Annotated in this window: 23 protein-coding genes; 10 read left to right on the top strand and 13 right to left on the bottom strand. The window is 62.0% G+C overall.

Annotation, left to right across the window (positions count from 1 at the left end):
- The first annotated feature begins 4 nt into the window (after positions 1-4).
- From dapF to PVA39_RS02465, 4 genes are read left to right on the top strand one after another with little or no spacing between them, the layout of a single operon-like run.
- Positions 5-835 carry a diaminopimelate epimerase gene (gene dapF, locus PVA39_RS02480; protein WP_093500413.1) on the top strand — a complete coding sequence of 277 codons (831 nt, stop codon included), beginning with the start codon at positions 5-7 and terminating at the stop codon, positions 833-835.
- Positions 832-1,527: a DUF484 family protein gene (locus PVA39_RS02475; protein WP_274122644.1), complete on the top strand. Its 696-nt coding sequence runs from the start codon at positions 832-834 to the stop codon at positions 1,525-1,527. Before dapF ends, PVA39_RS02475 begins: the two co-directional genes overlap by 4 nt.
- A 56-nt stretch (positions 1,528-1,583) precedes the next feature.
- Positions 1,584-2,486, top strand: coding sequence for a tyrosine recombinase XerC (gene xerC / locus PVA39_RS02470; protein WP_274122642.1), 903 nt, complete (start codon positions 1,584-1,586; stop codon positions 2,484-2,486).
- Complete coding sequence (locus tag PVA39_RS02465; protein WP_274122640.1) at positions 2,483-3,187, top strand: HAD family hydrolase; 705 nt, start codon at positions 2,483-2,485, stop codon at positions 3,185-3,187. Before xerC ends, PVA39_RS02465 begins: the two co-directional genes overlap by 4 nt.
- A 181-nt stretch (positions 3,188-3,368) precedes the next feature.
- Here the strand turns inward: PVA39_RS02465 and sutA are convergent, their stop codons facing one another.
- The 5 genes from sutA to glnK all read right to left on the bottom strand — a co-directional run bounded on the left by sutA (position 3,369) and on the right by glnK (position 7,390).
- Positions 3,369-3,689, bottom strand: a complete 321-nt coding sequence (gene sutA, locus PVA39_RS02460) for a transcriptional regulator SutA (RefSeq protein ID WP_274122638.1) — start codon at positions 3,687-3,689, stop codon at positions 3,369-3,371.
- A gap of 76 nt (positions 3,690-3,765) precedes the next feature.
- Entirely contained in the window at positions 3,766-4,191 is a 426-nt protein-coding gene (locus tag PVA39_RS02455; protein WP_274122636.1) for a secondary thiamine-phosphate synthase enzyme YjbQ, read from the bottom strand.
- 131 nt (positions 4,192-4,322) lie between these two features.
- A complete protein-coding gene (locus tag PVA39_RS02450; protein ID WP_274122634.1) occupies positions 4,323-5,573 on the bottom strand; it encodes an ammonium transporter in 1,251 nt (416 codons plus the stop codon).
- Positions 5,574-5,691: 118 nt separating this feature from the next.
- The gene (locus PVA39_RS02445; protein ID WP_274122632.1) at positions 5,692-7,008 is read right to left on the bottom strand and encodes an ammonium transporter; all 1,317 of its coding nucleotides are present in this window, start codon (positions 7,006-7,008) and stop codon (positions 5,692-5,694) included.
- Positions 7,009-7,051: 43 nt separating this feature from the next.
- Positions 7,052-7,390 carry a P-II family nitrogen regulator gene (gene glnK / locus PVA39_RS02440; RefSeq protein WP_003096476.1) on the bottom strand — a complete coding sequence of 113 codons (339 nt, stop codon included), beginning with the start codon at positions 7,388-7,390 and terminating at the stop codon, positions 7,052-7,054.
- A gap of 400 nt (positions 7,391-7,790) precedes the next feature.
- Here glnK and PVA39_RS02435 point away from each other — a divergent pair, with 400 nt between their 5' ends.
- The 3 genes from PVA39_RS02435 (at position 7,791) to PVA39_RS02425 (ending at position 11,783) form a co-directional block, all read left to right on the top strand.
- Positions 7,791-8,063: an accessory factor UbiK family protein gene (locus tag PVA39_RS02435; RefSeq protein WP_274122630.1), complete on the top strand. Its 273-nt coding sequence runs from the start codon at positions 7,791-7,793 to the stop codon at positions 8,061-8,063.
- Positions 8,064-8,097: 34 nt separating this feature from the next.
- A complete protein-coding gene (locus PVA39_RS02430; RefSeq protein WP_274122628.1) occupies positions 8,098-9,588 on the top strand; it encodes a YifB family Mg chelatase-like AAA ATPase in 1,491 nt (496 codons plus the stop codon).
- A 221-nt stretch (positions 9,589-9,809) separates the two neighbouring features.
- Entirely contained in the window at positions 9,810-11,783 is a 1,974-nt protein-coding gene (locus PVA39_RS02425; protein WP_274122626.1) for a BCCT family transporter, read from the top strand.
- A gap of 476 nt (positions 11,784-12,259) precedes the next feature.
- Here PVA39_RS02425 and PVA39_RS02420 read toward each other — a convergent pair whose 3' ends face one another.
- From PVA39_RS02420 to PVA39_RS02390, 7 genes are all read right to left on the bottom strand, one after another.
- Positions 12,260-13,135: an ABC transporter permease subunit gene (locus PVA39_RS02420; RefSeq protein ID WP_274122624.1), complete on the bottom strand. Its 876-nt coding sequence runs from the start codon at positions 13,133-13,135 to the stop codon at positions 12,260-12,262.
- Positions 13,132-14,013, bottom strand: coding sequence for an ABC transporter permease subunit (locus tag PVA39_RS02415; protein WP_274123412.1), 882 nt, complete (start codon positions 14,011-14,013; stop codon positions 13,132-13,134). Before PVA39_RS02415 ends, PVA39_RS02420 begins: the two co-directional genes overlap by 4 nt.
- A gap of 23 nt (positions 14,014-14,036) precedes the next feature.
- Entirely contained in the window at positions 14,037-15,191 is a 1,155-nt protein-coding gene (gene potA / locus PVA39_RS02410; RefSeq protein ID WP_013789494.1) for a polyamine ABC transporter ATP-binding protein, read from the bottom strand.
- Positions 15,192-15,248: 57 nt separating this feature from the next.
- The gene (locus PVA39_RS02405; protein WP_208604505.1) at positions 15,249-16,343 is read right to left on the bottom strand and encodes a polyamine ABC transporter substrate-binding protein; all 1,095 of its coding nucleotides are present in this window, start codon (positions 16,341-16,343) and stop codon (positions 15,249-15,251) included.
- A gap of 150 nt (positions 16,344-16,493) precedes the next feature.
- Positions 16,494-17,594 (bottom strand): polyamine ABC transporter substrate-binding protein, encoded by a 1,101-nt coding sequence (locus PVA39_RS02400; protein ID WP_274122622.1) that lies wholly within the window; start codon positions 17,592-17,594, stop codon positions 16,494-16,496.
- A gap of 166 nt (positions 17,595-17,760) precedes the next feature.
- A complete protein-coding gene (locus PVA39_RS02395; RefSeq protein WP_274122621.1) occupies positions 17,761-19,128 on the bottom strand; it encodes an aspartate aminotransferase family protein in 1,368 nt (455 codons plus the stop codon).
- A 54-nt stretch (positions 19,129-19,182) separates the two neighbouring features.
- Positions 19,183-20,541 (bottom strand): glutamine synthetase family protein, encoded by a 1,359-nt coding sequence (locus PVA39_RS02390; protein WP_093500436.1) that lies wholly within the window; start codon positions 20,539-20,541, stop codon positions 19,183-19,185.
- Positions 20,542-21,351: 810 nt separating this feature from the next.
- Between PVA39_RS02390 and PVA39_RS02385 the strand changes: the two genes are divergently transcribed.
- The 3 genes from PVA39_RS02385 to aguA all read left to right on the top strand — a co-directional run bounded on the left by PVA39_RS02385 (position 21,352) and on the right by aguA (position 25,014).
- Positions 21,352-22,731: a glutamine synthetase family protein gene (locus PVA39_RS02385; protein WP_274122618.1), complete on the top strand. Its 1,380-nt coding sequence runs from the start codon at positions 21,352-21,354 to the stop codon at positions 22,729-22,731.
- A 197-nt stretch (positions 22,732-22,928) separates the two neighbouring features.
- Entirely contained in the window at positions 22,929-23,552 is a 624-nt protein-coding gene (locus tag PVA39_RS02380) for a TetR/AcrR family transcriptional regulator (protein WP_093500440.1), read from the top strand.
- 355 nt (positions 23,553-23,907) lie between these two features.
- Positions 23,908-25,014: an agmatine deiminase gene (aguA, locus tag PVA39_RS02375; RefSeq protein WP_274122617.1), complete on the top strand. Its 1,107-nt coding sequence runs from the start codon at positions 23,908-23,910 to the stop codon at positions 25,012-25,014.
- 93 nt (positions 25,015-25,107) lie between these two features.
- Here the strand turns inward: aguA and PVA39_RS02370 are convergent, their stop codons facing one another.
- Positions 25,108-26,460, bottom strand: coding sequence for an OprD family porin (locus PVA39_RS02370; protein ID WP_274122616.1), 1,353 nt, complete (start codon positions 26,458-26,460; stop codon positions 25,108-25,110).
- Positions 26,461-26,618: the final 158 nt, after the last annotated feature.

Genomic DNA, 26,618 nt, shown 5'->3' with positions numbered 1-26,618 from the left:
GCCCATGTTATTGCGCTTTACCAAGATGCATGGCCTGGGCAACGACTTCATGGTTCTCGACCTGGTCAGCCAGCATGCCCACATCCAGCCCAAGCACGCCAAGCAGTGGGGCGATCGTCACACCGGCATCGGCTTCGATCAGCTGCTGCTGGTCGAGCCGCCGCAGCACCCGGACGTGGATTTCCGCTACCGCATCTTCAATTCCGACGGTAGCGAAGTGGAACAGTGCGGCAACGGCGCACGCTGCTTCGCCCGCTTCGTGCTGGACAAGCGCCTGACGGTGAAGAAGAACATCCGTGTGGAAACCAAAGGCGGCATCATCGAGCTGAACGTGCGCGCCGATGGCCTGATCACCGTGGACATGGGCGCACCGCGCCTGGCACCCGAGCAGATCCCGTTCCAGGCCGATGGCGAAGCGCTGAGCTATGCCGTCGAGGTCGATGGCAAGGACCATCAACTGGCCACCGTTTCCATGGGCAACCCCCATGCGGTGTTGCGCGTCGATGATGTCGACGGCGCGCCCGTGCACGAACTGGGCGCGAAGCTGGAACACCATCCGCGCTTTCCGCAACGGGTCAACGTCGGCTTCCTGCAGGTGATCGATCGTCAGCGCGGCCGCCTGCGCGTCTGGGAGCGCGGCGCCGGGGAAACCCAGGCCTGCGGCACCGGCGCATGCGCCGCCGCCGTCGCGGCGATCCGCCAGGGCTGGATGGACTCGCCCGTACAGTTGGAGCTGCCGGGCGGCAAGCTGCACATCGAGTGGGCAGGCCCCGGCCAGCCCGTTATGATGACCGGCCCCGCCGTGCGCGTGTACGAAGGACAGGTTCGCCTATGACTGACCAGCAGGATTCGCCAAAGCCCCTGGACTCGGAAACGGTCGCCGCCTACCTGCGTCTGCACCCCGAGTTCTTCATCGACCACGATGACCTGATTCCCGAGCTGCGTATTCCGCACCAGCGCGGCGATACCGTGTCGTTGGTCGAGCGTCAGGTCAAACTGCTGCGCGAGCGCAACATCGAGATGCGCCAGCGCCTGTCGCACCTGATGGACGTGGCGCGCGACAACGACCGGCTGTTCGACAAGACCCGCCGCCTGGTGCTCGACCTGATGGACGCCAGCAGCCTCGAGGAAGTGGTCAGCTGCGTGGAAGACAGCCTGCGCCGCGAATTCCAGGTGCCGTTCGTAGGCCTGATCCTGTTCAGCGATACGCCACTGCCGGTCGGCCGCAGTGTCAGCAGTGCCGAGGCGCACCAGGCCATCGGCGGCCTGCTGGCCGGTGGCAAGACTATCTGCGGCGTGCTGCGCGAGCACGAGTTGAAGTTCCTGTTCGGCGAAGCCGGCAGCGACGTCGGTTCGGCAGCCGTGGTGGGCCTGTCCCATCAAGGGCTGCATGGCGTGCTGGCGATCGGCAGTGCCGACGCGCAGCACTACAAGAGCTCGCTGGGCACGCTGTTCCTCGGTTACATCGCCGAAGTGCTGTCGCGCGTGCTGCCACGTTTCTCCGCGCCGCTGCGCTCGGTCAGGTAACGCGCCGTCCACAGGGGCGCAAGCGTTGCGCCCTCTCGTCACGGAGCCGCCCGTTGATGCTTGTCGCCCACCTGGATGCCTACCTCGAACACCTGCGCAGCGAGCGACAGGTGTCAGCCCATACACTGGATGGCTACCGCCGCGACCTCACCAAACTGCTCGCTTATTGCGAAAAGGAAGACCTGAGTGACTGGGCCGCGCTCGACATCGCTCGCCTTCGCCGCCTGGTCGCCCGCCTGCACAAGGAAGGTCAATCGGCGCGCAGCCTGGCGCGCCTGCTCTCGGCGACCCGTGGTCTGTACCGCTACCTGATACGCGAAGGCCATTGCAAACACGACCCAGCCACCGGCCTGACGCCACCCAAGGGCGAACGCAAGCTGCCAAGAGTGCTGGACGTGGATCGCGCCACCCAGTTGCTCGACGGCGCCCAGGAAGACGACTTCATCGCCCGCCGCGATCACGCCATGCTAGAGCTGTTCTATTCGTCCGGCTTGCGCCTGTCGGAGCTGGTCGCACTGAACCTCGACTGGCTCGATCTACCCGCTGGCCTGGTGCGCGTCACCGGCAAGGGCAGCAAGGTGCGCGAGCTGCCAGTGGGCAGCAAGGCCCGTGAAGCACTGCAGCAATGGCTGCCGCTGCGGGCACTGGCCAACCCGGCCGATGGCGCGGTATTCATCAGCCGCCAGGGCCGCCGCATCGGCGCCCGCGCCGTGCAGTTGCGGGTACGCCAGGCGGGTGTCAGCGAGCTCGGACAGCACATTCATCCGCACATGCTGCGCCATTCGTTCGCCAGCCATATGCTCGAATCGTCCCAGGATCTACGTGCGGTACAGGAGCTGCTCGGCCACGCCGATATCGCCACCACGCAAGTCTATACCCACCTGGACTTCCAGCACCTGAGCAAGGTCTACGACAGTGCTCACCCACGGGCCAAGCGCCGCAAGGAACAGGATTCATGAGCATCCGCCTGATCACCTTCGACCTCGACGATACGCTGTGGGACAACCGCCCGGTGATTCTCGGTGCCGAGGCCGCCATGCGCGACTGGATCAGCGTCCAGGCACCGCGCCTGGCGAGCCAGCCGGTGGATCACCTGGGCCAGGTTCGCGGTCGTCTGCTGGAGGCCGAGCCCAACCTGAAATACCGCCTCAGCGAGCTGCGCCGACGCACCCTGCGCCATGCGCTGGAGGGCGTCGGCCATGCGCCCGAGGAAGCCGCGCAGTTGGCCGAGGCCGCCTTCCAGACGATGCTCGAAGCGCGCCACGCCATCACCTTCTTCAGCGACACCGTCACCACCCTGGAGCTGCTGGCCAATCGGTACAGCCTGGGAGTGATCACCAACGGCAACGCCGACGTGCGTCGCCTGGGTTTGGCGGACTACTTCAGTTTCATCCTCTGCGCCGAAGAACTGGGCGTCGGCAAACCCGATCGCAGGCCGTTCGAGGAGGCCCTCGCCCGCTCCGGCATGCAGGCCGAGCAGGCGGTGCATATCGGCGACCACCCCGGCGACGATATCGCTGGCGCACAGGCCGCCGGCTGGCGCGCGGTGTGGTTCAATCCGGAAGGTAAGACCTGGACTGGTGAGAAACCGGCCGATGGGCAGATCCGCAGCCTCGGCGAGCTGCCAGCGCTATTACAGCGCTGGGAGTCGATGTCTTAAGACGCAATGGGCTGCGCTAAACACCGTGGGAACGGGCCATGCCCGTGATTTCGCGCGCATGGCGCGCTCTCACCTTGACGGAGCCATCAGAGGCGGCCCTCTGCGCCACACAAGACATCTGCCATAAACGCAAAAGCCCGCCTTCTCAGGCGGGCTTTTGCATTCAAATCCGGCGTTCGCGTCAGATGGGGCGACTGCCGTACTTGCTGTCAGGCTTCTTAGGCGGGTCGGAAACGACGTTGGGCTCCACTTCCTGAACCTTGCCACCACGGGCCAGGAACTCTTCCATGGCGCGCGCCAGCGCATCGCGTTCCTTCTGCTTGGCTTCTACGCTCGGCAGCTCTTCGACCTCGACGGCCTTCTTGGCTTTGCCCTTGGCAGGTGCCGCGCTATCGGACTCGCTGTCGTCATCGGCAGCATCACCATCCGCGGCCGCCAGCTCCTCGCCGTCGTCCTCGTCTGCGCCTTCCAGCTCGTCTTGTTCCAGTTCTTCGTCGCTCATGTTCAGCCTCATGACTTGCGAAAAGCAGGTTAGTTATAGCCCAGTCGTCCGACGTTGCCGAACGCCTGGAAAAAATTCAATTTGCCGTACCTTGCAAGGTTGCCAGCACGCGGCGAGCGCCACCCTGTTCGCGGTGTTCGCCCAGGTAAACTCCCTGCCAGGTGCCCAGCGCCAAACGCCCGTTACTCACCGGCAACTGCAACTGAACGCCGAGCAGACTCGACTTGAAATGCGCCGGCAGGTCGTCCGGGCCTTCGTCGCAGTGCTCAAAGCCTGTCGCATCCTCAGGGACGAGGCGGCGAAAGAAGCGCTCGAAGTCGCGGCGTACCGCAGGGTCCGCATTCTCGTTGACCGTCAGGGACGCCGAGGTGTGCTGCAGCCACAGGTGTAACAGACCCACCCTGTAGCTCGCCAGTTCCGGTAATGCATCCAGCAGTTCATCGGTCACCAGGTGAAAGCCTCGCGCCCGTGGACGCAGGGTGATCAGCCGTTGCTGCCACATGCTCGTCGCCCTCGTTTTTCAACGCGCGCATTCTAGCGTGCCGGACAAAAAAGCAAAGGGCGCCTGAGCGCCCTTTTGCTGGTGTGCACCATCATTTTTATCGATGGCGCGGAGTCTGAGTCTGCCTCAGGTTACTTGCGGGTAAACTCGGGATAGGCCTCCATGCCGCATTCGGCGATATCCACCCCGTCGTATTCTTCTTCCTCGGAGACGCGCAGGCCGATGACCGCCTTGATGATGCCCCACACGATCAGGCTGGCGAAGAACACCCAGGCGAAGATACTGGCAATGCCCAGCAGCTGAGCGCCCAGCGACGCCTCGCTGTTGGTCAGGCAGACGGCCAGCAGGCCCCAGATGCCGACCACGCCGTGTACCGAGATGGCACCGACCGGGTCGTCGATCCTGATTTTGTCCAGCGCCAGGATGGAGAACACCACCAGCACGCCGCCCACACCACCGATCAGAGTGGCCTGCAGCGCGCTCGGCGTCAGCGGTTCGGCGGTGATGGCCACCAGGCCAGCTAGCGCACCATTGAGCGCCATGGTCAGGTCAGCCTTGCCGAACAGGATGCGTGCCACGATCAATGCAGCGATCAGACCGCCGGCAGCGCCCATGTTGGTGTTGACGAAAACCTGGGCGACGGAGTTGGCATCCTCGATGGTGCTCATCTTCAGCTGCGAGCCGCCGTTAAAGCCGAACCAGCCCATCCACAGGATGAAGGTGCCGAGCGTGGCGAGCGGCAGATTGGCGCCCGGAATGGCGTTGACCTGGCCGTTGGGGCCGTACTTGCCCTTGCGCGCACCGAGCAGCAGTACACCAGCCAGAGCGGCGGATGCGCCCGCCATGTGCACCACGCCGGAACCGGCGAAATCCAGGAAGCCAGCGGCATCGAGGAAGCCGGCGCCCCACTTCCAGAAACCCTGAATCGGGTAGATGAAGCCGGTCATGAATACGGCGAAGATCAGGAACGCCCACAGCTTCATGCGCTCGGCCACCGCACCGGATACTACCGACATGCAGGTCGCGGCGAACACGATCTGAAAGAAGAAGTCCGAACGGGCTGCGTAGTAAGGGGCGTCCTCGCCACCGGCCAGAACAGCCTCGGCGCTGTGTTCGTCACCGATCAGGAAACCCAGGCTCGGCAGAATGCCGCCTTCCGGACTGGAATACATGATGTGGTAGCCGATCACCAGGTACATGACGCTGGCGATGGCATACAACGCAATATTCTTGGTAAGGATTTCAGTGGTGTTCTTGGCGCGAACCAGGCCCGACTCGAGCATGGCGAAGCCAGCCGCCATCCACATGACGAGAGCGCCGCAAATCAGAAAGTAGAAGGTATCGAAACCGTACTGCAGAGCAGTCAGTGCTGTGTTATCCATTTTTTATTCACCTCTGGCCGTTGCGCAGGGGATGCGCTGTGCGGTCGAGGCGCCCGGGTTGGCTCCGGGCGCACTCCGTGTGCTTGTCGGCCCGCCACACCAGGCGGGCCGCTGGTACTTACAGGATGTAGCCGCGCTCGTTGTGCTGAGCCAGGTCGAGGCCGACCGACTCTTCTTCTTCGGTCACGCGCAGGCCCATCACGGCATCGATGACCTTGAGAATCACGAAGGTGACGATAGCGGTGTAGATCACGGTGACGGCGACGCCCTTGAACTGGATCCACAGTTGCAGGCCGATGTTTTCGACCTCACCGAAACCGCCCAGGGCCGGTGCAGCGAATGCGCCGGTCAGCAGTGCGCCGACGATGCCGCCCACGCCATGCACGCCGAACACGTCCAGCGAGTCGTCGTAGCCGAGCTTGCGCTTGAGGCTGGTGGCGCAGAAGAAGCAGATCACGCCGGACGCCAGGCCAATGATCAGCGCGCCCATCGGGCCGACGGTGCCGGCAGCCGGGGTGATGGCAACCAGGCCAGCAACCACGCCGGAGGCAATGCCCAGCGCACTCGGCTTACCGTGAGCGACCCATTCGGCGAACATCCAGGCCAGTGCGGCAGCAGCGGTGGCGATCTGGGTGACCAGCATGGCCATGCCGGCGGTCTGGTCAGCGGCGGCGGCGGAGCCGGCGTTGAAACCGAACCAGCCGACCCACAGCATGGCAGCACCGATCAGGGTGTAACCCAGGTTGTGCGGCGCCATGGCCACGCTCGGGAAGCCCTTGCGCTTGCCCAGTACGATGCACGCCACCAGACCGGCGATACCGGCGTTGATGTGCACCACGGTGCCACCCGCGAAGTCGAGTACGCCCCAGTCCCACATCAGCGCGCCGTCGCCACTCCAAACCATGTGCGCGATGGGCGCATAGACCAAGGTGAACCACACGGTCATGAATACCAGCATCGCCGAGAACTTCATACGCTCGGCGAAGGCGCCAACGATCAGTGCCGGGGTGATGATGGCGAAGGTCATCTGGAAGGTGATGAACACGCTTTCCGGAAAGGCCGAGGTCAGCGACTCCTTGGTCAGGTTGCCGAGGAACATGTTGCCCAGACCACCCACGAAGGAGCTGAAGTTGGTGACTCCGGCTTCCATCCCGGTGGTGTCGAACGCCAGGCTGTAGCCGTAGGCGAACCACAAAAGGCTCATCAGCGCGGTGATGGCGAAGCACTGCATCATCACCGACAGCACGTTCTTGGAACGCACCATGCCAGCGTAGAACAGTGCCAGGCCCGGAATGGTCATGAACAGCACAAGGGCGGTGGAGGTCAGCATCCAGGCCGTGTCACCGGAATTCAGGGTTTTCTCCTGAGCCATGACCAGGCTTGGGAAAAACAGGGACGAAAGGGCTCCAAGCCCTGCGATTTTTCGCAGAGTCATGATTTAACTCCTGGGACGATTTGGGGGGGGTGGGGGCGGAGCTTTAGATCGCGTCGGTATCGGTTTCGCCGGTACGGATGCGGATCGCCTGTTCCAGGTTTACGACGAAAATCTTGCCGTCACCGATCTTGCCGGTGTTGGCGGCCTTGGTGATGGCCTCAATGACGCGGTCCAGCTGATCGTCGGCGATGGCGACGTCGATCTTCACCTTGGGCAGGAAATCGACGACGTATTCGGCACCGCGGTACAGCTCGGTGTGGCCCTTCTGACGGCCGAAGCCTTTCACTTCGGTCACGGTGATGCCTTGCACCCCGATTTCCGACAGCGATTCACGGACGTCGTCCAGCTTGAATGGCTTGATGATGGCAGTGACTAGTTTCATGAAACTCTCTCCCGTGTAAGGTGGACTTGCCCCAGGAATTGTTACCCCGGCCCAAGTCTAAGCTCAGTGTCTGGCTTTTGTATGCATCGGTTGCCAAGACGGGCTGATCCGATACCACCGACTGCTCCCGGTGAACCACTTCCGCCCGCTCGTAATATCCGAACCGCATCGGTGCATGGGTCATGAGCGTCTAAGCAGAAATCTTGCCAATACCGGCAAAACGCCGCTTTTCAGGAACTTACGGGAGTCAGGGCAGGTGAGACCCACATTGCAGCAAAGCAGCCGCACCAGAAGAGCGCCAAACCGCACCACATAACGCACGATATCGGTGCACAGGCGCCGCGGCGGTCGCGAAAAAAGGGCGTGCTACACTGCCCCCAACTCATTTCGGAAGGTTCCCATGCTGCCACCCAAAGCGTTGCTCGATGCCCTCAGCAGTCAGGCCAGCCGCCTGCTCAGCGGTGACAACCCACTGCCGCGCAGTGAAATCGAAAGCCAGCTCAAGGTGCTGCTGCAGAGCAGCTTCAGCAAACTGGACCTGGTCAGCCGCGAAGAATTCGACAGCCAGATGATCGTGCTGGCCCGCACCCGCGCCCGTCTCGAAGCGCTGGAAGCCAAGGTCGCCGAACTCGAAACCCGCACCGCGAATATGCCGCACGCACCGGCCGAGTAATCCGCTCGGCTGGCAGACGATCAAGGAGTGATCGATGTCATTGGCCATCGTCCACAGCCGCGCCCAGATCGGGGTCGACGCACCCAGCGTCACCGTCGAAGCGCACCTGGCCAACGGCCTGCCCTCACTGGCCCTGGTGGGCCTACCGGAAACCGCGGTCAAGGAATCCAAGGACCGCGTACGCAGCGCCATCCTCAACTGCGCGTTCGACTTTCCACCAAGGCGAATCACCTTGAACCTGGCGCCGGCCGATCTGCCCAAGGACGGCGGCCGCTTCGACCTGGCCATTGCCTTGGGCATTCTCGCCGCCAGCGGCCAGGTGCCGGTCGACAGCCTGCCCCCGCTCGAATGCCTGGGCGAGCTGGCCTTGTCCGGCGCGATACGCTCCGTTCAGGGCGTGCTTCCGGCAGCGCTGGCAGCCCGCGAAGCCGGGCGCACGCTGGTGGTGCCACGCGAGAACGCCGAAGAGGCCAGCCTGGCCAACGGCCTCACCGTGCTGGCGGTTGATCACCTGCTGGAGCTGGTCGCACATCTCAATGGCCAGGCGTCCCTGACGCCCTACCAGCCCCTGGGCCTTTTGCGTCACACCCAACCCTACCCGGACCTGGCTGAAGTGCAGGGCCAGATCGCTGCCAAACGAGCGCTGCTGGTGGCGGCGGCAGGCAATCACAATCTGCTGCTGAGTGGCCCGCCCGGCACCGGCAAGACGCTGTTGGCCAGCCGTCTGCCGGGGTTGCTGCCGCCATTGACCGAGGAGGAAGCCCTGCAGGTAGCGGCCATCCGCTCGGTGGCCAGCCACACGCCACTACAGAGCTGGCCGCAGCGCCCCTTTCGCCATCCGCACCACAGCGCATCCGGCCCGGCACTTGTCGGTGGTGGCAGTCGCCCGCAACCTGGAGAAATAACACTGGCTCACCACGGTGTTCTTTTTCTCGATGAATTGCCCGAGTTTGATCGCCGCGTGCTTGAGGTTCTTCGCGAACCCCTGGAAAGCGGGCAAATTGTCATCGCCCGCGCCCGCGACAAGGTCAGCTTCCCTGCCCGCTTCCAGCTGGTGGCGGCCATGAACCCTTGCCCGTGCGGTTTTTTGGGTGACCCCAGCGGGCGCTGTCGCTGCAGTGCCGAGCAGATCCAGCGCTATCGCGGCAAGCTGTCCGGGCCGTTGCTTGATCGCATTGATCTACACATCACCGTCGCCCGGGAAAGCACCCAACTCGACGCGCCCACCGATGCAGGCGAAAACAGCGCCCAGGCGGCTGAACGTGTTGCCGCCGCACGCGATATTCAGCTGCAGCGTCAGGGTATCGCCAATGCCTTTATTGACCTACCCGGGCTTCGCGCCCACTGCGCACTGGCCGACGCCGACCGCCAGTGGCTGGAGCACGCCTGCGAGCGCCTGACGCTGTCACTGCGCTCGGCCCATCGGGTATTGAAGGTGGCGCGCACTCTGGCCGATCTGCAAGCGCAGCAGGCGATCAGCCGTCAGCACCTGGCCGAGGCGCTGCAGTACCGCACCAACCTGTGAGCGCACAAAAAAGCTGAACGAAACGAAGCGCTTTCCTATCGATAAAAGGCAGGTTCAAGAACCCCGACTAACGGCAATGGTACAATCGCGGGCCTTCCGCTTTTGGCGGCCATCCGAAAACCGAGTCGTCTCTCCGCTCCACTCCCCTGCGCGATCCAGCGACAGCCAGATCAACGGGTGCGTGAATCATGGACTGACTCCGAACAAGGAGAGCTAGCTCAATGGAGGCACCTTTGTCTTCTCGCTCAAACCTCAACCCGCCGGTCTTTTTCGGCTCCACAATTATCATCGCCTGCCTGGTGATCTATAGCACCGTCTTCAAGGACAACGCCCAGAGCGTGTTCGGGGCGACCCAATCGTGGATCATCGAGAACGCCAGCTGGGTCTATATCCTGGCCGTGGCGATCATCCTGCTCTTCGCGGTTTTCCTGGCCATCAGTCGCTACGGCGACATCAAGCTCGGCCCGGACCACAGCGAGCCGGACTACAACAACCGAACCTGGTTTTCCATGCTGTTCTGCGCCGGCATGGGCATCGGCCTGATGTTCTTCGGCGTTGCCGAACCGGTGATGCACTTCCTCGCACCGCCCGTGGGTGACGCTCAGACCGTCGAGGCGGCCAAGGAGGCGATGAACGTCACCTTCTTCCACTGGGGCCTGCATGCCTGGGCCATCTACGCCATCGTCGCGCTGATTCTGGCCTACTTCAGCTTCCGCCATAACTTGCCGCTGACCCTGCGCTCGGCGCTCTATCCGCTGATCGGCGACCGTATTTATGGGCCCATCGGCCATGCTGTGGATATCTTCGCAGTGATCGGCACCGTGCTCGGCGTGGCCACGTCGCTGGGCTACGGCGTGATGCAGATCAACACCGGTTTCAACCACCTGTACGGCATGCCGACCACCACTACGATGCAGCTCCTGCTGCTGGCCGGCACCATGGGCCTGGCCACCATTTCGGTGGTCAGCGGCCTGGACAAGGGCATCCGCATGCTCTCCGAACTGAACATGCTGTTGGCCGTGTGCCTGATGCTGTTCGTACTGGTGCTCGGCCCGACCGTGTTTGTACTGCAGACCTTCGTGCAGAACACCGGCCAGTACCTGTCGGAGATCGTCAGCAAGACCTTCAACCTCTACGCCTACGAGCCGACCGACTGGATCGGCGGCTGGACGCTGTTCTACTGGGGCTGGTGGTTGTCCTGGTCGCCATTCGTGGGCTTGTTCATCGCCCGCATTTCCCGCGGCCGCACCATTCGCCAGTTCATCGGCGGCGTGCTGGTGGTACCGGCCGGCTTCACCCTGCTGTGGATGACCGTGTTCGGCGATACCGCGATTCACATGATCCTGGTCGACGGCGTCACCGATCTCGCGGCGGCGGTCGACAAGGACAGTTCGCTGGCGTTATTCGCATTCCTCGAACACTTCCCGTTCTCGGCAATCCTTTCGCAGATCGCGGTGTTGATGGTGGTGGTGTTCTTCGTCACTTCCGCCGACTCCGGCGCCATGGTCGTGGACATGCTTGCCTCTGGCGGCCAGGACCAGACACCGGTATGGCAACGCATCTTCTGGGCCGTGCTGATGGGCGTGGTCGCCGCCTCGCTACTGCTGGCCGACGGACTCAAGGCACTGCAGACCGCGACCATCGCCAGCGCTCTGCCTTTCGTGATCGCCCTGATGGCATCGATGTGGGGCCTGCTGCGCGCGCTGCAGATCGATGCAGCCAAACGCAATCTGCGTGACCAGGTCGCCCTCAGCCCACGTGGTGCCTCGAGCACTGGCGGCTGGCAACGTCGCCTGCGTAGCATGGTGATGCTGCCGCGTCGCTCCCACGTCAACCGCTTCATCGCCGAAACCGTGCTGCCGGCCTGTCAGCAGGTGGCTGAGGAAATGCGCAAGCAGGGCCGCGAAGCCCAGGTAGAGAGCGGCGAAGATGGGCGTGTCACGCTGTCGGTCAGCCATGGCGCCGAAGCCGACTTCCAGTATCAGGTTCGCCCCCGCGCACTGATCCAGCCGAGTTTCGCCTTGCGCGATACCCGCGATGACTCCAGCGAAGAGCGTAAGTACTTCCGCGCCGAGGTACACCTCAACGAGGGCGGCCAGGATTACGACGTGATGGGCTGGAACCGTGAAGAAGTGATCGGCGACATCCTTGATCAGTACGAGCGCCATATGCACTTCCTGCACCTGACGCGCTAAGCGTCTGCAACAACCCAAACGCCCGGGCCGTAATAGCCCGGGCGTTTTCATTTCTACGTCCGCCTTGCTTCTGCAAAGCAACCAGCGCTGAAGCCTGGTGCGGCTTGATGACTACGTGGCGAGCGATGCGCGCCCCAGGAGCCGAGTCGCCAGCCTCTCTAAGAGCCTGTTCACGACCTTTCGGCTCGATTTTCAGCGCTTTACCTGAGAAAAGGCGGAAGCAGCCGTTTGCTGATCTATTGTGGGAGCACGCCATGCGCGAGAAAAATCGCGGGCATGGACTGGGCGTCCCCGCCCTCTCCCACAGGTACTGCATCGATGTTCCCTTCTGCCTTGTAGCCGTCTCTCTCTAATGCCGCCCAAAACGCTCGTGAACAGACTCTAGCGGTTGATGCGGGCATCACCATGCGAATGCCGGAAATGAAAATGCCCGCCCTGCTTGCGCAGTGGCGGGCATCGTCTTGCCGCTCAGCTGATCAGTGAGCCGGCTTGGCCTCCGGACGGGCGCCGATAGCGTGCTGGCTTTCTTCCATGACCTGCTGGATCGCCTTGCGACGGCGCTCCTCGGCGCGGTGGCTGAAGAACCACACCAGGAAGGTGGCCAGCGATACCGCCAGCAGGATCAGACTGGCGATGGCGTTGATCGCCGGGGTCACGCCCAGGCGCACCTTGGAGAACACCTCCATCGGCAGCGTGGTGGCGCCAGGACCGGACACGAAGCTGGCCAGTACCAGGTCATCCAGCGACAGGGCGAAGGACATCATGCCGCCAGCCACCAGCGAAGGCGCGATCATCGGGATGGTGATCAGGAAGAACACCTTCCATGGCCGCGCGCCGAGGTCCATGGCCGCTTCTTCGATGGACAGGTCCAGCTCGCGCAGGCGCGCCGACACCACCACGGCCACATAGGCCGAACAGAACGTGGTGTGGGCGATCCAGATGGTCATCATGCCGCGCTCCGCCGGCCAGCCGATCAGCTGGGCCATGGCCACGAACAGCAGCAGCAGTGACAGACCGGTGATCACTTCCGGCATTACCAGCGGTGCGGTGACCAGGCCGCCGAACAGCGTGCGGCCCTTGAAGCGGCTGATGCGGGTCAGCACGAAGGCCGCCAGCGTACCCAGCGCCACCGCGGCGATCGCCGTGTAGCAGGCGATCTCCAAGGAACGCCAGACGGCGCCCATCAGCTGGCGGTCGTCGAGCAGGCTCACGTACCACTTGGTCGACCAGCCGCCCCACACCGTCACCAGCCGCGAGGCGTTGAACGAGTAGATCACCAGGATGACCATCGGCAGGTAGATGAAGGTCAGGCCTGCCCACAGCATCAGCGTGGAGAAACGGAAATTCTTCATGTCCGGCCCTCCAGCTCTTTGGCTTGGTTACGGTTGAACAGAATGATGGGCACCAAGAGGATCGCAAGCATCACCACCGCCAGCGCCGAGGCTACCGGCCAGTCGCGGTTGTTGAAGAACTCCTGCCACAGCACCTTGCCGATCATCAGGGTTTCCGGCCCGCCGAGCAGCTCGGGGATCACGAACTCGCCAACCACCGGGATGAACACCAGCATGCAGCCGGCGATGATGCCGTTCTTGGACAGCGGTACGGTGATCTTCCAGAAGCTGTTGAAGGTGCTCGAACCCAGATCCGAAGCTGCTTCGAGCAGGCTCTGATCGTGTTTCACCAGGTTGGCGAACAGCGGCAGGATCATGAACGGCAGGTACGAGTAGACGATGCCGATGTACACCGCGGTGTTGGTGTTGAGGATCTGCAGTGGCGCGTCGATCAAGCCGATGCTCTGCAAAAAGCCGTTGAGCAGACCGTTGTTGCTGAGGATGCCCATCCACGCGTAAACGCGGATCAGGATCGCGGTCCAGGTCGGCATCATCACCAGCAACAGCAGGACCGTCTGGGTTTCCTTCTTGGCCCGGGCGATGGCGTAGGCCATCGGGTAGCCGATCAGCAGACAGGCCAGGGTGCTGAAAAAGGCGATTTTCAGCGAGCCAAGGTACGCGGCCAGATACAGCTCATCCTCGGTAAGGAAGATGTAGTTGCCCAGGTTCAGCACCACCTGCAGGGTGTTGTCGACCCAAGTGTAGATTTCCGTGTACGGCGGGATCGCCACATCGGCTTCGGCGAAGCTGATCTTCAGCACGATGATGAACGGCAGCAGGAAGAACAGGAACAGCCAGATGAATGGGATGCCGATCACCAGGTGCCGGCCATTAGGCATACGCTTGGTCAGGCTGCTCATTTTCATGACTGCAACACCACGCCGCTGTCGTCTTCCCAGAACACCACCACCGGGTCATCCCAGGTCGGCCGCTTGCCGCGGCGCTCGGCGTTGGCGATGAAGCACTGCACGATCTGCCCGGAAGTCAGCTTGACGTAGTACACCGAATGGCCGCCCAGATAGGCGATGTCATGCACCGTGCCGTTGCTCCAGTTGTATTCCGGGTGCTCGTGGTCAGCCGGCAGCTGGGTGGCCATCAGCAGTTTTTCCGGGCGCAGGGCGTAGGTCACCTGGGTCTCCTGGGCACGGGTGCTGATGCCGTGGCCGATGTAGATCGGCTTGTCGAGCTGCGGGCAGTCGATCACCGCGTGGTCGGTGTCGTCATGCACGATCTGCCCGTCGAACAGGTTGACGTTGCCGATGAACTCACAGACCAGACGGCTGGCCGGCGTCTCGTAGACGTCGATGGGGCTGCCGATCTGGGCGATCCAGCCCAGGTGCATGATGGCGATGCGCTGGGCCATGGTCATGGCCTCTTCCTGGTCGTGGGTGACCATCACACAGGTCACGCCGACACGCTCGATGATTTCCACCAGCTCGAGCTGCATCTGCGAGCGCAGCTTCTTGTCCAGCGCGCCCATGGGCTCGTCGAGCAGCAGCAGCTTGGGGCGTTTGGCCAGCGAGCGGGCCAGCGCCACGCGCTGACGCTGGCCGCCGGAAAGCTGGTGCGGCTTGCGCTTGGCGTACTGGGTCATGTGCACCAGCTTGAGCATCTCGGCCACGCGGGCGTCGATCTCGGCCTTGGGCATCTTGTCCTGCTTGAGGCCGAAGGCGATGTTGTCGGCCACGCTCATGTGCGGGAACAGCGCGTAGGACTGGAACATCATGTTGATCGGTCGATCGTACGGCGGCAGGTCGGTAATGTCCTGGCCGTCGAGGAAGATGCGCCCTTCGGTCGGCCGCTCGAAGCCGGCGAGCATGCGCAACAGGGTCGACTTGCCGGAACCGGAACCACCGAGCAGGGCGAAGATCTCGCCCTTGTTGATGGTCAGCGAGACATCGTCGACCGCGACGGTTTCGTCGAACTTCTTGGTCACACGCTCGATCTTGACCAACACCTCTTTGGGTTGCTGGCTCCCCTCGATGACCTTCTTATAGGTACTGGAAGCAACTGCCATTACCAAACTCCCGCAGTAAAAATGGCGCCCGACAGAGGCCGGGCGCTAAAGGGTTGATCATCTTCCGGACTTGATCTTCGTCCAGCTTCGCGTCATCAGGCGCTGCGCCTTGGGCGGCAGTTCGGCCATCACGTACAACTTGTCCAGCACGGCCTGCGGCGGGTACACCGACTCGTCCTCGCGGATTTCCTGATCCATCAGCTCGCCCGCCTTGGTGTTGGCATTGGCGTAACCCACGTAGTCACTGACCCCGGCGATCACCTTGGGATCTAGGAGGTAGTTGATGAAAGCGTGGGCCTCTTTGACGTTGCTGGCATCCTTGGGGATGGCAAGCATGTCGAACCACAGGTTGGCGCCTTCCTTGGGAATCGCATAGGCGATTTCGACGCCCTTGCCTGCCTCCGCGGCACGGTCGGCGGCCTGCAGCACGTCACCGGAGTAGCCGAACGCCACGCAGATGTTGCCGTTGGCCAGATCGGAGATGTACTTGGAGGAGTGGAAGTAGCTGATATAGGGGCGTACTTCCATCAGCTTGGCTTCGGCCTTGGCGTAGTCGTCAGCGCTCTGGCTGTTCGGGTCCAGGCCCAGGTAGTTGAGCACCGAGGGAATCACCTCGTCCGCCGAATCCATGAAGGACACGCCGCAGCTGGCGAGCTTCTTCATGTTCTGCGGCTCGAACAGCACGGCCCAGGAGTCGATCTTGTCGACACCGAGCACTTCCTTGACCTTGGCCACGTTGTAGCCGATACCGTTGGTACCCCACAGATAAGGCACAGCGTATTGATTGCCCGGGTCGTTGGTTTCCAGCTGCTTGAGCAGCGCCGGGTCGAGGTTGTTCCAGTTCGGCAGCAGCGAACGGTCGAGCTTCTGGAACGCGCCCGCCTTGATCTGCTTGCCGAGAAAATGATTGGACGGCACCACCACGTCGTAGCCGGTACGGCCGGCGAGCAGTTTACCTTCCAGGGTTTCGTTGGAGTCGAAGACGTCGTAGACCGGCTTGATGCCCGTGGCCTTCTGGAACTCGGCCAGGGTGTTCTCGCCGATGTAGTCGCTCCAGTTGTAGATATGCACGGTGCCGTCCGCATGTGCCAGGGTTGCCAAGCCAACCGAAAGCGCGGTCGTTGTCAGGATCTTGCCCAGGGAAAAATGCACAGGTCGTCCTCTTCTTGTGTCTTGTCACCGAGGTGACGTATCGCGATCAGGGAGAGCGCCACGGTCGTGGCGCTGCCCTGGATGGGCGACGATCCGCCCCTTTGCCTGCCGAAACGGACCGCGGCGCCAGGTGCCGCGGTCATCAGCCGATCAGCGACCGGACTTGATCTTGGTCCAGCTGCGGGTCATGGTGCGCTGGGCGGCCGCCGGCAGGTCCGGGAAGGCATACAGCTTGCCCATGGTTTCCTGGGTCGGGTAAACGCCCGGGTCGTTACGAATGGCTTCGTCGACCAGCGGGGTGGCTTTCGCGTTGCCGTTCGGGAAGTGCACTTCGTTGGTGATCTCGGCCATGATTTCCGGCTTGAGCAGGAAGTTCAGGAAGGCATGGGCGGACTCGACGTTCTCCGCATCGGCCGGAATGGCCACCATGTCGAAGAAGGCGCCGGCACCTTGCTTGGGAATGTTGTAAGAGACCTTGACCTTGCCACCGGCCTCTTCGGCGCGCGACTTGGCCTGGTAGATGTCCCCCGAGTAACCCACGGCCACGCAGAGGTTGCCGTTGGCCAGGTCGGAGATGTACTTGGAGGAGTGGAAATAGGTGATCGACGGGCGGATCTTCATGAACAGCGCTTCGGCTTCCTTGAGCTGCTTCGGATCGGTGCTGGTCGGTTCATAGCCCAGGTACTGCATGGCGATCGGCAGGATCTCGGTTGGCGAGTCGAGGAAGGACACGCCACAGGACTTCAGCTTCTCGATGTTCTCGGGCTTGAACAGCAGGTCCCAGGAATCGACCGGGGCGTTTTCGCCCAGCGCAGCCTTGACCTTCTCAGGGTTGAAACCGATGCCCACGGTGCCCCACATGTACGGGAAGGAATACTTGTTACCCGGGTCGCTGACCTCGACGGTTTTCAGCAGGTTCTTGTCCAGGTTGTCCCAGTTCGGCAGCTTGGACTTATCCAGCGGCTGGTAGACCTTGGCCTTGATCTGCTTGGCCAGGAAGCTGTTGGACGGCACCACGATGTCGTAACCAGATTTGCCGGCGAACAGCTTGGCTTCCAGGGTTTCGTTGGAATCGAAGACGTCGTAGGTGACCTTGATGCCGGTCTCCTTGGTGAACTTCTCGATGGTGTCCGGGGCGATGTAGTCCGACCAGTTGTAGATGTTGAGGACCTTGCCATCAGCCTGCGCCATACCGGCCACGGCGCCGGCCAGCGTCACCGCCAGCAGAGTCTTGCCGAAAGTCTTGATCATGCGGTTCAGCTCCCTATTGTGATGTCGATTAACCGGGCCGCCGCGCTGTGCGGCAGGCCCGTTTTTTTGGCCGGCAAGTCTGGCGATAGCAGCCCCATCGCTCAAGCCCTGGCAGGCAATTTATTGCACCAACTGTCGCTACCTTCGAAACGCGTTGCAGCAGCCGTCAGGCCAGTAAAGCACGGGCGGTGAGGTCCAGGCACTTGCGGGCCTTTTCCACCAGCTCGTCGATCTCGCTCTTGCTGATCACCAGCGGCGGCGAAATGATCATGGTGTCGCCCACGGCGCGCATGATCAGTCCGTTCTCGAAACAGTGACCGCGGCAGATCATGCCCACCGCCTTGTCGCTCGGGTAACGCGCGCGAGTGGCTTTATCCTTCACCAGTTCGATGGCGCCGAGCATACCCACGCCGCGCACTTCACCGACCAGCGGGTGATCCGCCAATTCGCGCAGGCGCTTCTGCAAATACGGTGCCGTTTCTTCTCTGACCCGCTCGATGATCTTTTCTTCGCGCAGAATTCGGATGTTCTCCAGTGCCACCGCCGCCGCCACCGGGTGCCCGGAATAGGTGAAGCCGTGGTTGAAGTCGCCACCCTCGTTGAGCACCTTGACGATCTCGTCGCGCACCACCAGGCCGCCCATCGGCACATAGCCGGAGGTCAGGCCCTTGGCGATGGTCATCATGTCCGGCTTGTTGCCGTAGAAGTCGCTGCCGAACCACTCACCGGTACGGCCGAACCCGCAGATCACTTCATCGGCGACGAACAGGATGTCGTACTTGGCGAGAATCTCGCGCACCCGCGGCCAGTAGCTGTCCGGCGGGATGATTACGCCGCCCGCGCCCTGAATAGGCTCAGCCAGGAAGGCAGCGATATTGTCTTCGCCGACTTCGAGAATCTTCTTCTCCAGCTCGTCGGCAGCCCAGATGCCGAAGGCTTCCGGCGTCATGTCGCCGCCCTCGCCGAACCAGTAAGGCTGGGCGATATGCACGATACCCGGAATCGGTAGGTCGCCCTGCTCGTGCATGCCCTTCATGCCGCCCAGGCTGGCGCCGGCGACGGTGGAGCCGTGGTAGCCGTTCTCGCGGGCGATCACCACCTTCTTGTTCGGCTTACCCTTGAGCGCCCAGTAATGGCGAACCATGCGCAGCATGGTGTCGTTGCCTTCCGAGCCCGAGCCGGTGAAGAACACGTGGTTCATGCCAGCTGGCGTCACCTCGGCGAGCGCCTTGGCCAGCTCCAGCACTGGCGGGTGGGCGGTCTGGAAGAAGGTGTTGTAGAACGGCAGCTCGCGCATCTGCTTGCTAGCCGCCTCGACCAGTTCCTCGCGGCCGTAGCCGACGGCCAGGCACCACAGCCCGGCCATGCCATCGAGGATCTTGTTGCCTTCGCTGTCCCACAGGTGCACACCTTCACCGCGGGTGATGATGCGCGGGCCTTTCTCGGCCAATTGCTTGAAGTCGCTGAAAGGCGCCAGGTGATGATCGCGGCTCATGGCCTGCCATTGCTGGGTCTTTGCATTGTTTGCCGTCATGTTCACCTCTTATAAATGCGGGGCCGGTCGGATCACACGACAGCCCCGGCTGGATCAGACCGAGAGCAGCAGGAACTCGCGTTCCCAGGAGCTGATCACCCGCTTGAAATTCTCGTGCTCGGCACGCTTGACCGCCACATAGCCGCTGACGAACTTGTGGCCCAGGTACTGTTCGACCACCTGGCAGGTTTCCATGCGCTCCAGCGCCGCCTCCAAAGTCAGCGGCAGGCGCAGGTTGCGGCGCTCGTAGCCGCGACCGACGACCGGCGCGCTGGGCTCGATGCCCTCGACCATGCCGATGTAGCCGCACAGCAGGCTGGCTGCCAGGGCCAGATAAGGGTTGGCGTCAGCGCCAGCCAGGCGATTTTCCACGCGGCGGTTATTCGGCGTGGCATCCGGCACGCGCAGGCCGACGGTGCGGTTTTCCTCGCCCCACTCGACGTTCACCGGCGCCGAGGTGTCGGGCAGGAAGCGGCGGAACGAGTTGACGTTGGGCGCGAACAGCGGCAGCACTTCGGGGATGTATTTCTGCAGGCCACCGATGTGGTGCATGAACAGCTGGCTCATCGAACCGTCTTCGTTGGAGAAGATGTTCTTGCCGGTCTTCACGTCGATGATGCTCTGGTGCAGGTGCATGGCGCTGCCCGGCTCATCGGTGATCGGCTTGGCCATGAAGGTCGCCGCCACGTCGTGCTTGAGCGCCGCCTCGCGCATGGTGCGCTTGAACACCAGAATCTGGTCGGCCAGGTGCAGGGCTTCGCCGTGACGGAAGTTGATCTCCATCTGCGCCGGGCCTTCCTCGTGGATCAGAGTGTCCAGGTCCAGGCCCTGCAGCTCGCACCAGTCGTACATGTCTTCGAACAGCGGGTCGAATTCGTTGGCCGCATCGATCGAGAAACTCTGCCGGCCGGTTTCCGGGCGCCCGGAACGGCCCATCGGAGCCACCAGCGGGAAGTCCGGGTCGCTGTTGCGCTTGGTCAGGTAGAACTCCATCTCCGGCGCCACGATGGGTTGCCAGCCTTTCTCTGCATACAGGCGCAGCACCTTCTTGAGGATGTTGCGCGGCGACAGCTCGATGGGGTTGCCCTGCTTGTCGTAGGTGTCGTGGATCACCTGGGCGGTGGGCTCGATGGCCCAGGGTACGATGAACACGGCGTTCTCGTCCGGACGGCAGAACATGTCGATATCCGCCGGGTCGAGCAGGTCGTAATAAATGTCGTCTTCGACATAGTCACCGGTGACAGTCTGCAGCAACACGCTTTCAGGCAGGCGCATGCCCTTTTCGTCGAGGAATTTGTTGGTCGGCGAGATCTTGCCCCGGGCAATCCCCGTCAGGTCGCTGACCAGACATTCGACTTCGGTGATCTTGCGTTCTTTCAACCAGCTCGAGAGCTGGTCCAGTTTGGTGCTCATAGAGACCTCAGTGTTTTGAAACCGGCATCCTCGGCCGGCTCGACATGCCCCGCACCACGAGAAGCCTGGCAGGCCTGCCAGGTGGATGCGGAATAAACCAGGGTGTTACACGACTGCGGGCAACTGCCCGAGCGACCCTCCAGGCACTGGCGGCAGAGCGCAGCGCATGCCCAGCGGTGCTTCACCATCGTGCACCGACTGTAACCGACCTTTGTTGCACTCGACAGGGCCAGATGCCTTTGCAAAGCGCGCGCCGTCACCTGCTTCACGGCAAGGTTCACGATTGGCAATGCCGTTGAGCGCATCGAGGCGTCGCGATACTCGTCGCCTCGCAATGGAGACGCAAACGTCTTCAAGGATTGAGAAGTGTGCAGATTTTCGAGCGAAGGAGCAGGTAAGAGATACCGCAACGCGATGCGCCGCAGTGCGCGCCGCAAGGGCTGCGCAATAGGATCGAGCAACCTCTACCACAGCCGGCAATGCCGCGCACCGTGGGAGGCTGGCAATGACGCCGGACAGCGACATGCAGCTCATGAAACACCCGTATTGTTGGATTATGTGGGGTTCGACCGAGCTTATCCTTGTTCATTTTTCAACACAAGCTGGCTCAATGATTCGCGCATCGCCCCACAGCCACGTCTAAAAGGGTGCAGAGATCTAACGCTGGAAATGCCCTGAAACGCCCTAAAAATGGCCGCAGCGCCCCTCATTGGGGCAACATCGAGCTGCCTTGACAGCCTCTGGCGTTTGGGATTGACTCGCAGTGCGTCAGCAATTGATTGATATTTTTAACAACAAAGGTGTTGCATCATGTCGGTACCCCCGCGTGCCGTTCAGCTCAATGAAGCGAACGCGTTCCTCAAGGAACACCCTGAGGTTCAGTTCGTCGACCTTCTGATTGCAGATATGAATGGTGTCGTGCGCGGCAAGCGCATCGAACGCGCCAGCCTCCACAAGGTGTACGAAAAGGGCATCAACCTGCCCGCTTCGCTGTTCGCTCTGGACATCAACGGCTCAACCGTCGAAAGCACCGGCCTTGGCCTGGACATCGGCGACGCCGACCGTATCTGCTTCCCCATCCCCGATACCCTGTGCAAGGAACCCTGGCAGAAGCGCCCGACCGCGCAACTGCTGATGACCATGCACGAACTGGACGGCAGCCCCTTCTTTGCCGACCCACGTGAGGTATTGCGTCAGGTGGTACAGAAGTTCGACGAACTTGGCCTGACCATCTGCGCGGCCTTCGAACTGGAGTTCTACCTGATCGACCAGGAGAACGTGAATGGCCGTCCCCAGCCGCCGCGCTCGCCGATCTCCGGCAAGCGCCCGCACTCGACTCAGGTTTATCTGATCGACGACCTCGACGAGTACGTCGACTGCCTGCAGGACATGCTCGAAGCCGCCAAGGAGCAGGCGTTGCCCGCCGACGCCATCGTCAAGGAAAGTGCACCGGCGCAGTTCGAGGTCAACCTGCATCACACCAATGATGCGCTCAAGGCCTGCGACCACGCGCTGCTGCTCAAGCGCCTGATCAAGAACATCGCCTACGACCATGAGATGGACTCCACCTTCATGGCCAAGCCCTATCCGGGTCAGGCGGGCAATGGTCTGCATGTGCACATCTCGCTACTCGACAAGAAGACCGGGCAGAACATCTTCGCCACCGAGGATCCGGAGCACCACGCCCCGCTGCGTCATGCCATTGCAGGCATTCTCGACACCATGCCGGCGTCGATGGCCTTCCTGTGCCCGAACGTCAACTCCTACCGCCGTTTCGGCGCGCAGTTCTACGTCCCGAACGCGCCGAGCTGGGGCCTGGACAACCGCACCGTAGCCGTACGCGTGCCGACCGGCAGCAGCGATGCGATCCGCATTGAACACCGGGTAGCCGGCGCCGATGCCAACCCGTACCTGATGATGGCGGCGATCCTGGCCGGTATTCATCACGGTCTGACCAACCAGCTGGATCCGGGTGAGCCCATCGAGGGCAACTCTTACGAGCAGCTGGAGCAGAGCCTGCCGAACAACCTACGCGATGCCCTGCGTCAGCTGGACGACAGCGAGGTACTCAACAAGTACATCAGCCCGGATTACATCGATATCTTCGTCGCCTGCAAGGAAGCCGAGTTGCAGGAGTTCGAGACGACCATCTCCGATCTCGAGTACAACTGGTACCTGCACACCGTGTGATGCGCAAAACGCCGGCGGAAGCCGGCGTTTTCATAGTCGCCTGGCGCTATCATTCGGCGACCGGCCAGATACTGACGCCAAGGTATCTCGTCGCACTCGCCACCATCGTCAAATAGGAAGACCGCATTGATTCACCGCCTTCCGGCTTTGCCAGTTATTGGCCTGGCACACGCCTGCAAGCAGCCAGGAACGCCTGAGTGAGCGCCCGCAAGCCCCGCGCCAGCAGCCAGGCACGTATCGAACAGATTCTCGCCGCGGCCCGCACGCTACTGGCCGAGCAAGGGGTGGCGGCGCTGTCGATCTACACCGTGGCCGAACGCGCGGAAATCGCACCGTCCTCGGTCTACCACTTCTTTCCCAGCGTACCCGCCTTGCTCCAGGCGCTGACGGCCGATGTTCACCGTGCCTTCCGAGACTGCCTGCAGGAGCCCATCGACGCGGACCAGTTGCAGTCCTGGCGTGATCTTTCCCGAATCATCGAGCAGCGAATGCTGCGCATCTATGCCGGCGATGCGGCGGCCAGGCAACTGATCCTCGCCCAACACGGTCTGAGCGAGGTGACCCAGGCTGACCGCCAGCACGATATCGAGCTTAGTCAGCAGCACCGGGCACTGTTCGACCGCTACTTCGAGTTGCCGGCGCTGCCGGACGATATCGATGTGTTCGGCCTGGCCATGGAGCTTGGCGATCGGGTATACGCCCGCTCGATTCACCAGCACGGGGAAATCACCCCACGCTATGCCGAGGAAGGCTTGCGCGTATTCGAAGCGTACCTGGGGCTTTACCTGCCGCCCTTCCTGCGCAAACGCGCAATCAGCTGAAAAGGTGCCCCCGTGGCCATGCTTCGCTGAACCGCCATGCGAGTTGCGCCCATCAGCCCGAACAATTTCATTTAATACAAATACTTATCCGCAAATATATTTTAAAGATGCTGGATAGTGATAAAACCATCCTTTTAAAGCCGATATTTATCGACTATAAGATCATCTCGAATGGGCATTTCTCGACGCGTATAAGCCCTCGCCTCGCCGCAATACAGGCATGTGATGCAAGGACTGTAAGCGCACCAGGGATAAGCTCCGTAAACGGCGACCAGATTCTCTATGGCCCATTGAACCCCAGGATGGCGCAACCGCCTCCTGACCCCTTGAACGACTTCAGCACCGGAGCAACGCCATGAACACCTTGACCTCCACACCCCGCGCCGATGGCTTCCGCATGCCGGCCGAATGGGAGCCACACAGCCAGACCTGGATCGTGTGGCCGGAGCGCCCGGACAACTGGCGACTGGGTGGCAAGCCTGGCCAGCACGCGTTCGTCGCCGTAGCCAAGGCCATCGCCGAGTTCGAGCCGGTCACCGTCTGCGCCTCGGCGGCGCAATACGAAAATGCCTGCGCACACTTGGATCACGAGCGTATTCGCGTCGTCGAGATGACCACCGACGACGCCTGGGTGCGTGATACCGGCCCGACCTTCGTCACCGACCAGAAGGGCGAAGTGCGCGGCGTCGACTGGGGTTTCAACGCCTGGGGCGGCTTCGAGGGCGGCCTGTACTTCCCCTGGCTGCGTGATGATCAGGTCGCCAGCAAGATCCTCAATATCGAAGGCTGCGACCGCTACCGCACTGAAGGTTTCGTGCTCGAGGGCGGCTCGATCCACGTCGACGGCGAAGGCACCCTGATCACCACCGAAGAGTGCCTGCTCAACCACAACCGCAACCCGCACCTGAACCGTGAACAGATCGAAGCCATGCTGGCTGATCACCTGGCCATCGATACCGTGATCTGGCTGCCGCATGGCCTGTACAACGACGAGACCGACGGCCACGTCGACAACTTCTGCTGTTACGTGCGACCGGGCGAAGTGCTGTTGGCCTGGACCGACGATCCGCAGGATCCCAACTACAGCCGTTGCCAGGAAGCCATGGGCGTACTGGAAAAGGTCCGCGACGCCAAAGGCCGCGCCCTGACCGTGCACAAGATGCCGATCCCGGGCCCGCTGTATGCCACCGAGGAAGAATGCGCCGGTGTCGACCGCGCAGCCGGCAGCCAGGAGCGCAGCCCTGAGGTGCGCCTGGCCGGTTCCTACGTGAACTTCCTGATCGTCAACGGCGGCATCGTCGCCCCCAGCTTCAATGACCCCAAGGACGGCGAAGCCAAGGTCATTCTCGAGCGGCTGTTCCCCGAACACCGAGTGGTGATGGTGCCGGGCCGGGAAATTCTGCTGGGCGGCGGCAATATCCACTGCATCACCCAGCAGCAGCCTGCAGCTACTGCCGATTGATTTAACCAACCAGCAGAAAAGCAAAAGCCCGGAACCAGTCCGGGCTTTTGCATGTGAACGAGCCGCCGCGTGGTGCGGCTCGATACGGTCTGCTTACAGCAGCGGGATGCTGTAGCTGACGATCAGGCGGTTCTGGTCGGTGTCAGCAGTAGCTTCGCTGCGCAGCGAGGCATTACGCCAGGCGAAGCCCAGGCCTTTGGCAACGCCTTCCTGTACCACGTAGCTGACGGTCAGGTCACGCTCCCACTCTTTCTGGTCACCACCAACTGCTTTGATGTTGTCGCCTTTCATGTACAGCACGTTGGCGGTCAGGCCCGGCACACCGATCTTGCCGAAGTCGTAACCGTACTGGGTGATCCAGGTACGCTCGCCAGCGCGGGCAAAGTTGGTGATCTGACGGTCGGTGATCAGGTAAGTGGTAGCACCGCCCTGGCCAGGGATCGAAGTCTGGTTCAGCTGCATGAAGTTACTGTCACCAGACACCTGTTGGTAGCCAGCACTGAGGGCATGGCCTTCCAGGCTATAAGTGAAGAAGGCGCTCCAGGTGCGGTTGTCAGCTTCGCCGTCATTACCCGGCTTGCCAGCTGCGCGGTAACCTTCAGCACGACCAGCGACACTGCCATTCTTGCCGTCGGAGCTGGTATCGAAATAACGGAGGTCAGACTTCAGGGAACCAGCGCCAAGAGCGAGCGTATGGGTCAGCCCCAGGAAGTGCTGCTTGTAGAAGTCGTCCAGGTTACCGTAGTAGTACTGCACCAACAGATCCTTGTTGATTTTGTAGTCAGCACCACCGTAGTAGAACTTATTGCTATCGGCGCCATTGGCAGCACCAGCAATCGCCAGGGAGTCGGCGTTGCTGGAGGTACGCCCCTTGGCGTGCTCCAACTGACCTGCAATCAAGGTCAGGTTGTCGATTTCATTGGAGGTGATCTGCGCACCTTCGAAGGTTTGCGGGATCAGGCGACCATCGTTGAAGGTCACGACCGGCAGTTTCGGCTGCAAAGTACCAATCTGTGCAACCGTCTTGGAGAAGCGGATCTTGCCGGTCAGGCCCAAGCTACTGAACTCATCGCGAGCACTGCCATCGCTTTCAAGCGGAAACATAGCGCTCGGGGTACGATCTTGACCGGCTTTGCCTGCACGGCCACCACCATCAAGACGCACACCCAGCAGGCCCAGTGCGTCTACACCAAAACCAACGGTGCCTTCGGTGAAGCCCGACTGCAAGTTCAGCTGAAACGCTTGGCCCCACTCACGAACTTGGCCACTACGAGCAGCACCAACGCCAACGTCACCTTGGCTTTCACGGTTGTCGTTATCGAAGTAATAGTTACGCAGATCCAGCTTGGCCGTGCTGTCTTCAATAAAGGCAGCGTTGGCAACGTTGCCCAGGGTCAGACCCAGAGTGCCGGCGGCTACGGCCAGCGCCAGGGAAGCTTTTTTCATCGTGATCTCTCCAGTGTTCTGTTCTTTTAGTGGTGTTGCACATCGGCCCGCCAGATGCCGCCTTCATGGCGCGCAGCCAGCCGAATTCGGGTACGGCCGTCAGGCGACAGGCAGCCGGAGGGCGCCATGACTACGGAGACGGCAATACAAAAACTTAG

It is taken from the genome of Pseudomonas sp. CNPSo 3701 (assembly GCF_028674975.1).
GTDB classification, from domain to species: domain Bacteria; phylum Pseudomonadota; class Gammaproteobacteria; order Pseudomonadales; family Pseudomonadaceae; genus Aquipseudomonas; species Aquipseudomonas straminea.
The sequence above is the reverse complement of the archived record's forward strand: the minus strand, read 5'-3'. Positions and strand labels throughout refer to the sequence as shown.

What these genes read in the sequence shown, in the direction of transcription:
- dapF (WP_093500413.1), top strand. Translation starts at nt 5, where the DNA reads ATGTTATTGCGCTTTACCAAGATGCATGGCCTGGGCAACGACTTCATG.
- PVA39_RS02475 (WP_274122644.1), top strand. Translation starts at nt 832, where the DNA reads ATGACTGACCAGCAGGATTCGCCAAAGCCCCTGGACTCGGAAACGGTC.
- xerC (WP_274122642.1), top strand. Translation starts at nt 1,584, where the DNA reads ATGCTTGTCGCCCACCTGGATGCCTACCTCGAACACCTGCGCAGCGAG.
- PVA39_RS02465 (WP_274122640.1), top strand. Translation starts at nt 2,483, where the DNA reads ATGAGCATCCGCCTGATCACCTTCGACCTCGACGATACGCTGTGGGAC.
- sutA (WP_274122638.1), bottom strand. Translation starts at nt 3,689, where the DNA reads ATGAGCGACGAAGAACTGGAACAAGACGAGCTGGAAGGCGCAGACGAG.
- PVA39_RS02455 (WP_274122636.1), bottom strand. Translation starts at nt 4,191, where the DNA reads ATGTGGCAGCAACGGCTGATCACCCTGCGTCCACGGGCGCGAGGCTTT.
- PVA39_RS02450 (WP_274122634.1), bottom strand. Translation starts at nt 5,573, where the DNA reads ATGGATAACACAGCACTGACTGCTCTGCAGTACGGTTTCGATACCTTC.
- PVA39_RS02445 (WP_274122632.1), bottom strand. Translation starts at nt 7,008, where the DNA reads ATGACTCTGCGAAAAATCGCAGGGCTTGGAGCCCTTTCGTCCCTGTTT.
- glnK (WP_003096476.1), bottom strand. Translation starts at nt 7,390, where the DNA reads ATGAAACTAGTCACTGCCATCATCAAGCCATTCAAGCTGGACGACGTC.
- PVA39_RS02435 (WP_274122630.1), top strand. Translation starts at nt 7,791, where the DNA reads ATGCTGCCACCCAAAGCGTTGCTCGATGCCCTCAGCAGTCAGGCCAGC.
- PVA39_RS02430 (WP_274122628.1), top strand. Translation starts at nt 8,098, where the DNA reads ATGTCATTGGCCATCGTCCACAGCCGCGCCCAGATCGGGGTCGACGCA.
- PVA39_RS02425 (WP_274122626.1), top strand. Translation starts at nt 9,810, where the DNA reads ATGGAGGCACCTTTGTCTTCTCGCTCAAACCTCAACCCGCCGGTCTTT.
- PVA39_RS02420 (WP_274122624.1), bottom strand. Translation starts at nt 13,135, where the DNA reads ATGAAGAATTTCCGTTTCTCCACGCTGATGCTGTGGGCAGGCCTGACC.
- PVA39_RS02415 (WP_274123412.1), bottom strand. Translation starts at nt 14,013, where the DNA reads ATGCCTAATGGCCGGCACCTGGTGATCGGCATCCCATTCATCTGGCTG.
- potA (WP_013789494.1), bottom strand. Translation starts at nt 15,191, where the DNA reads ATGGCAGTTGCTTCCAGTACCTATAAGAAGGTCATCGAGGGGAGCCAG.
- PVA39_RS02400 (WP_274122622.1), bottom strand. Translation starts at nt 17,594, where the DNA reads ATGATCAAGACTTTCGGCAAGACTCTGCTGGCGGTGACGCTGGCCGGC.
- PVA39_RS02395 (WP_274122621.1), bottom strand. Translation starts at nt 19,128, where the DNA reads ATGACGGCAAACAATGCAAAGACCCAGCAATGGCAGGCCATGAGCCGC.
- PVA39_RS02390 (WP_093500436.1), bottom strand. Translation starts at nt 20,541, where the DNA reads ATGAGCACCAAACTGGACCAGCTCTCGAGCTGGTTGAAAGAACGCAAG.
- PVA39_RS02385 (WP_274122618.1), top strand. Translation starts at nt 21,352, where the DNA reads ATGTCGGTACCCCCGCGTGCCGTTCAGCTCAATGAAGCGAACGCGTTC.
- aguA (WP_274122617.1), top strand. Translation starts at nt 23,908, where the DNA reads ATGAACACCTTGACCTCCACACCCCGCGCCGATGGCTTCCGCATGCCG.
- PVA39_RS02370 (WP_274122616.1), bottom strand. Translation starts at nt 26,460, where the DNA reads ATGAAAAAAGCTTCCCTGGCGCTGGCCGTAGCCGCCGGCACTCTGGGT.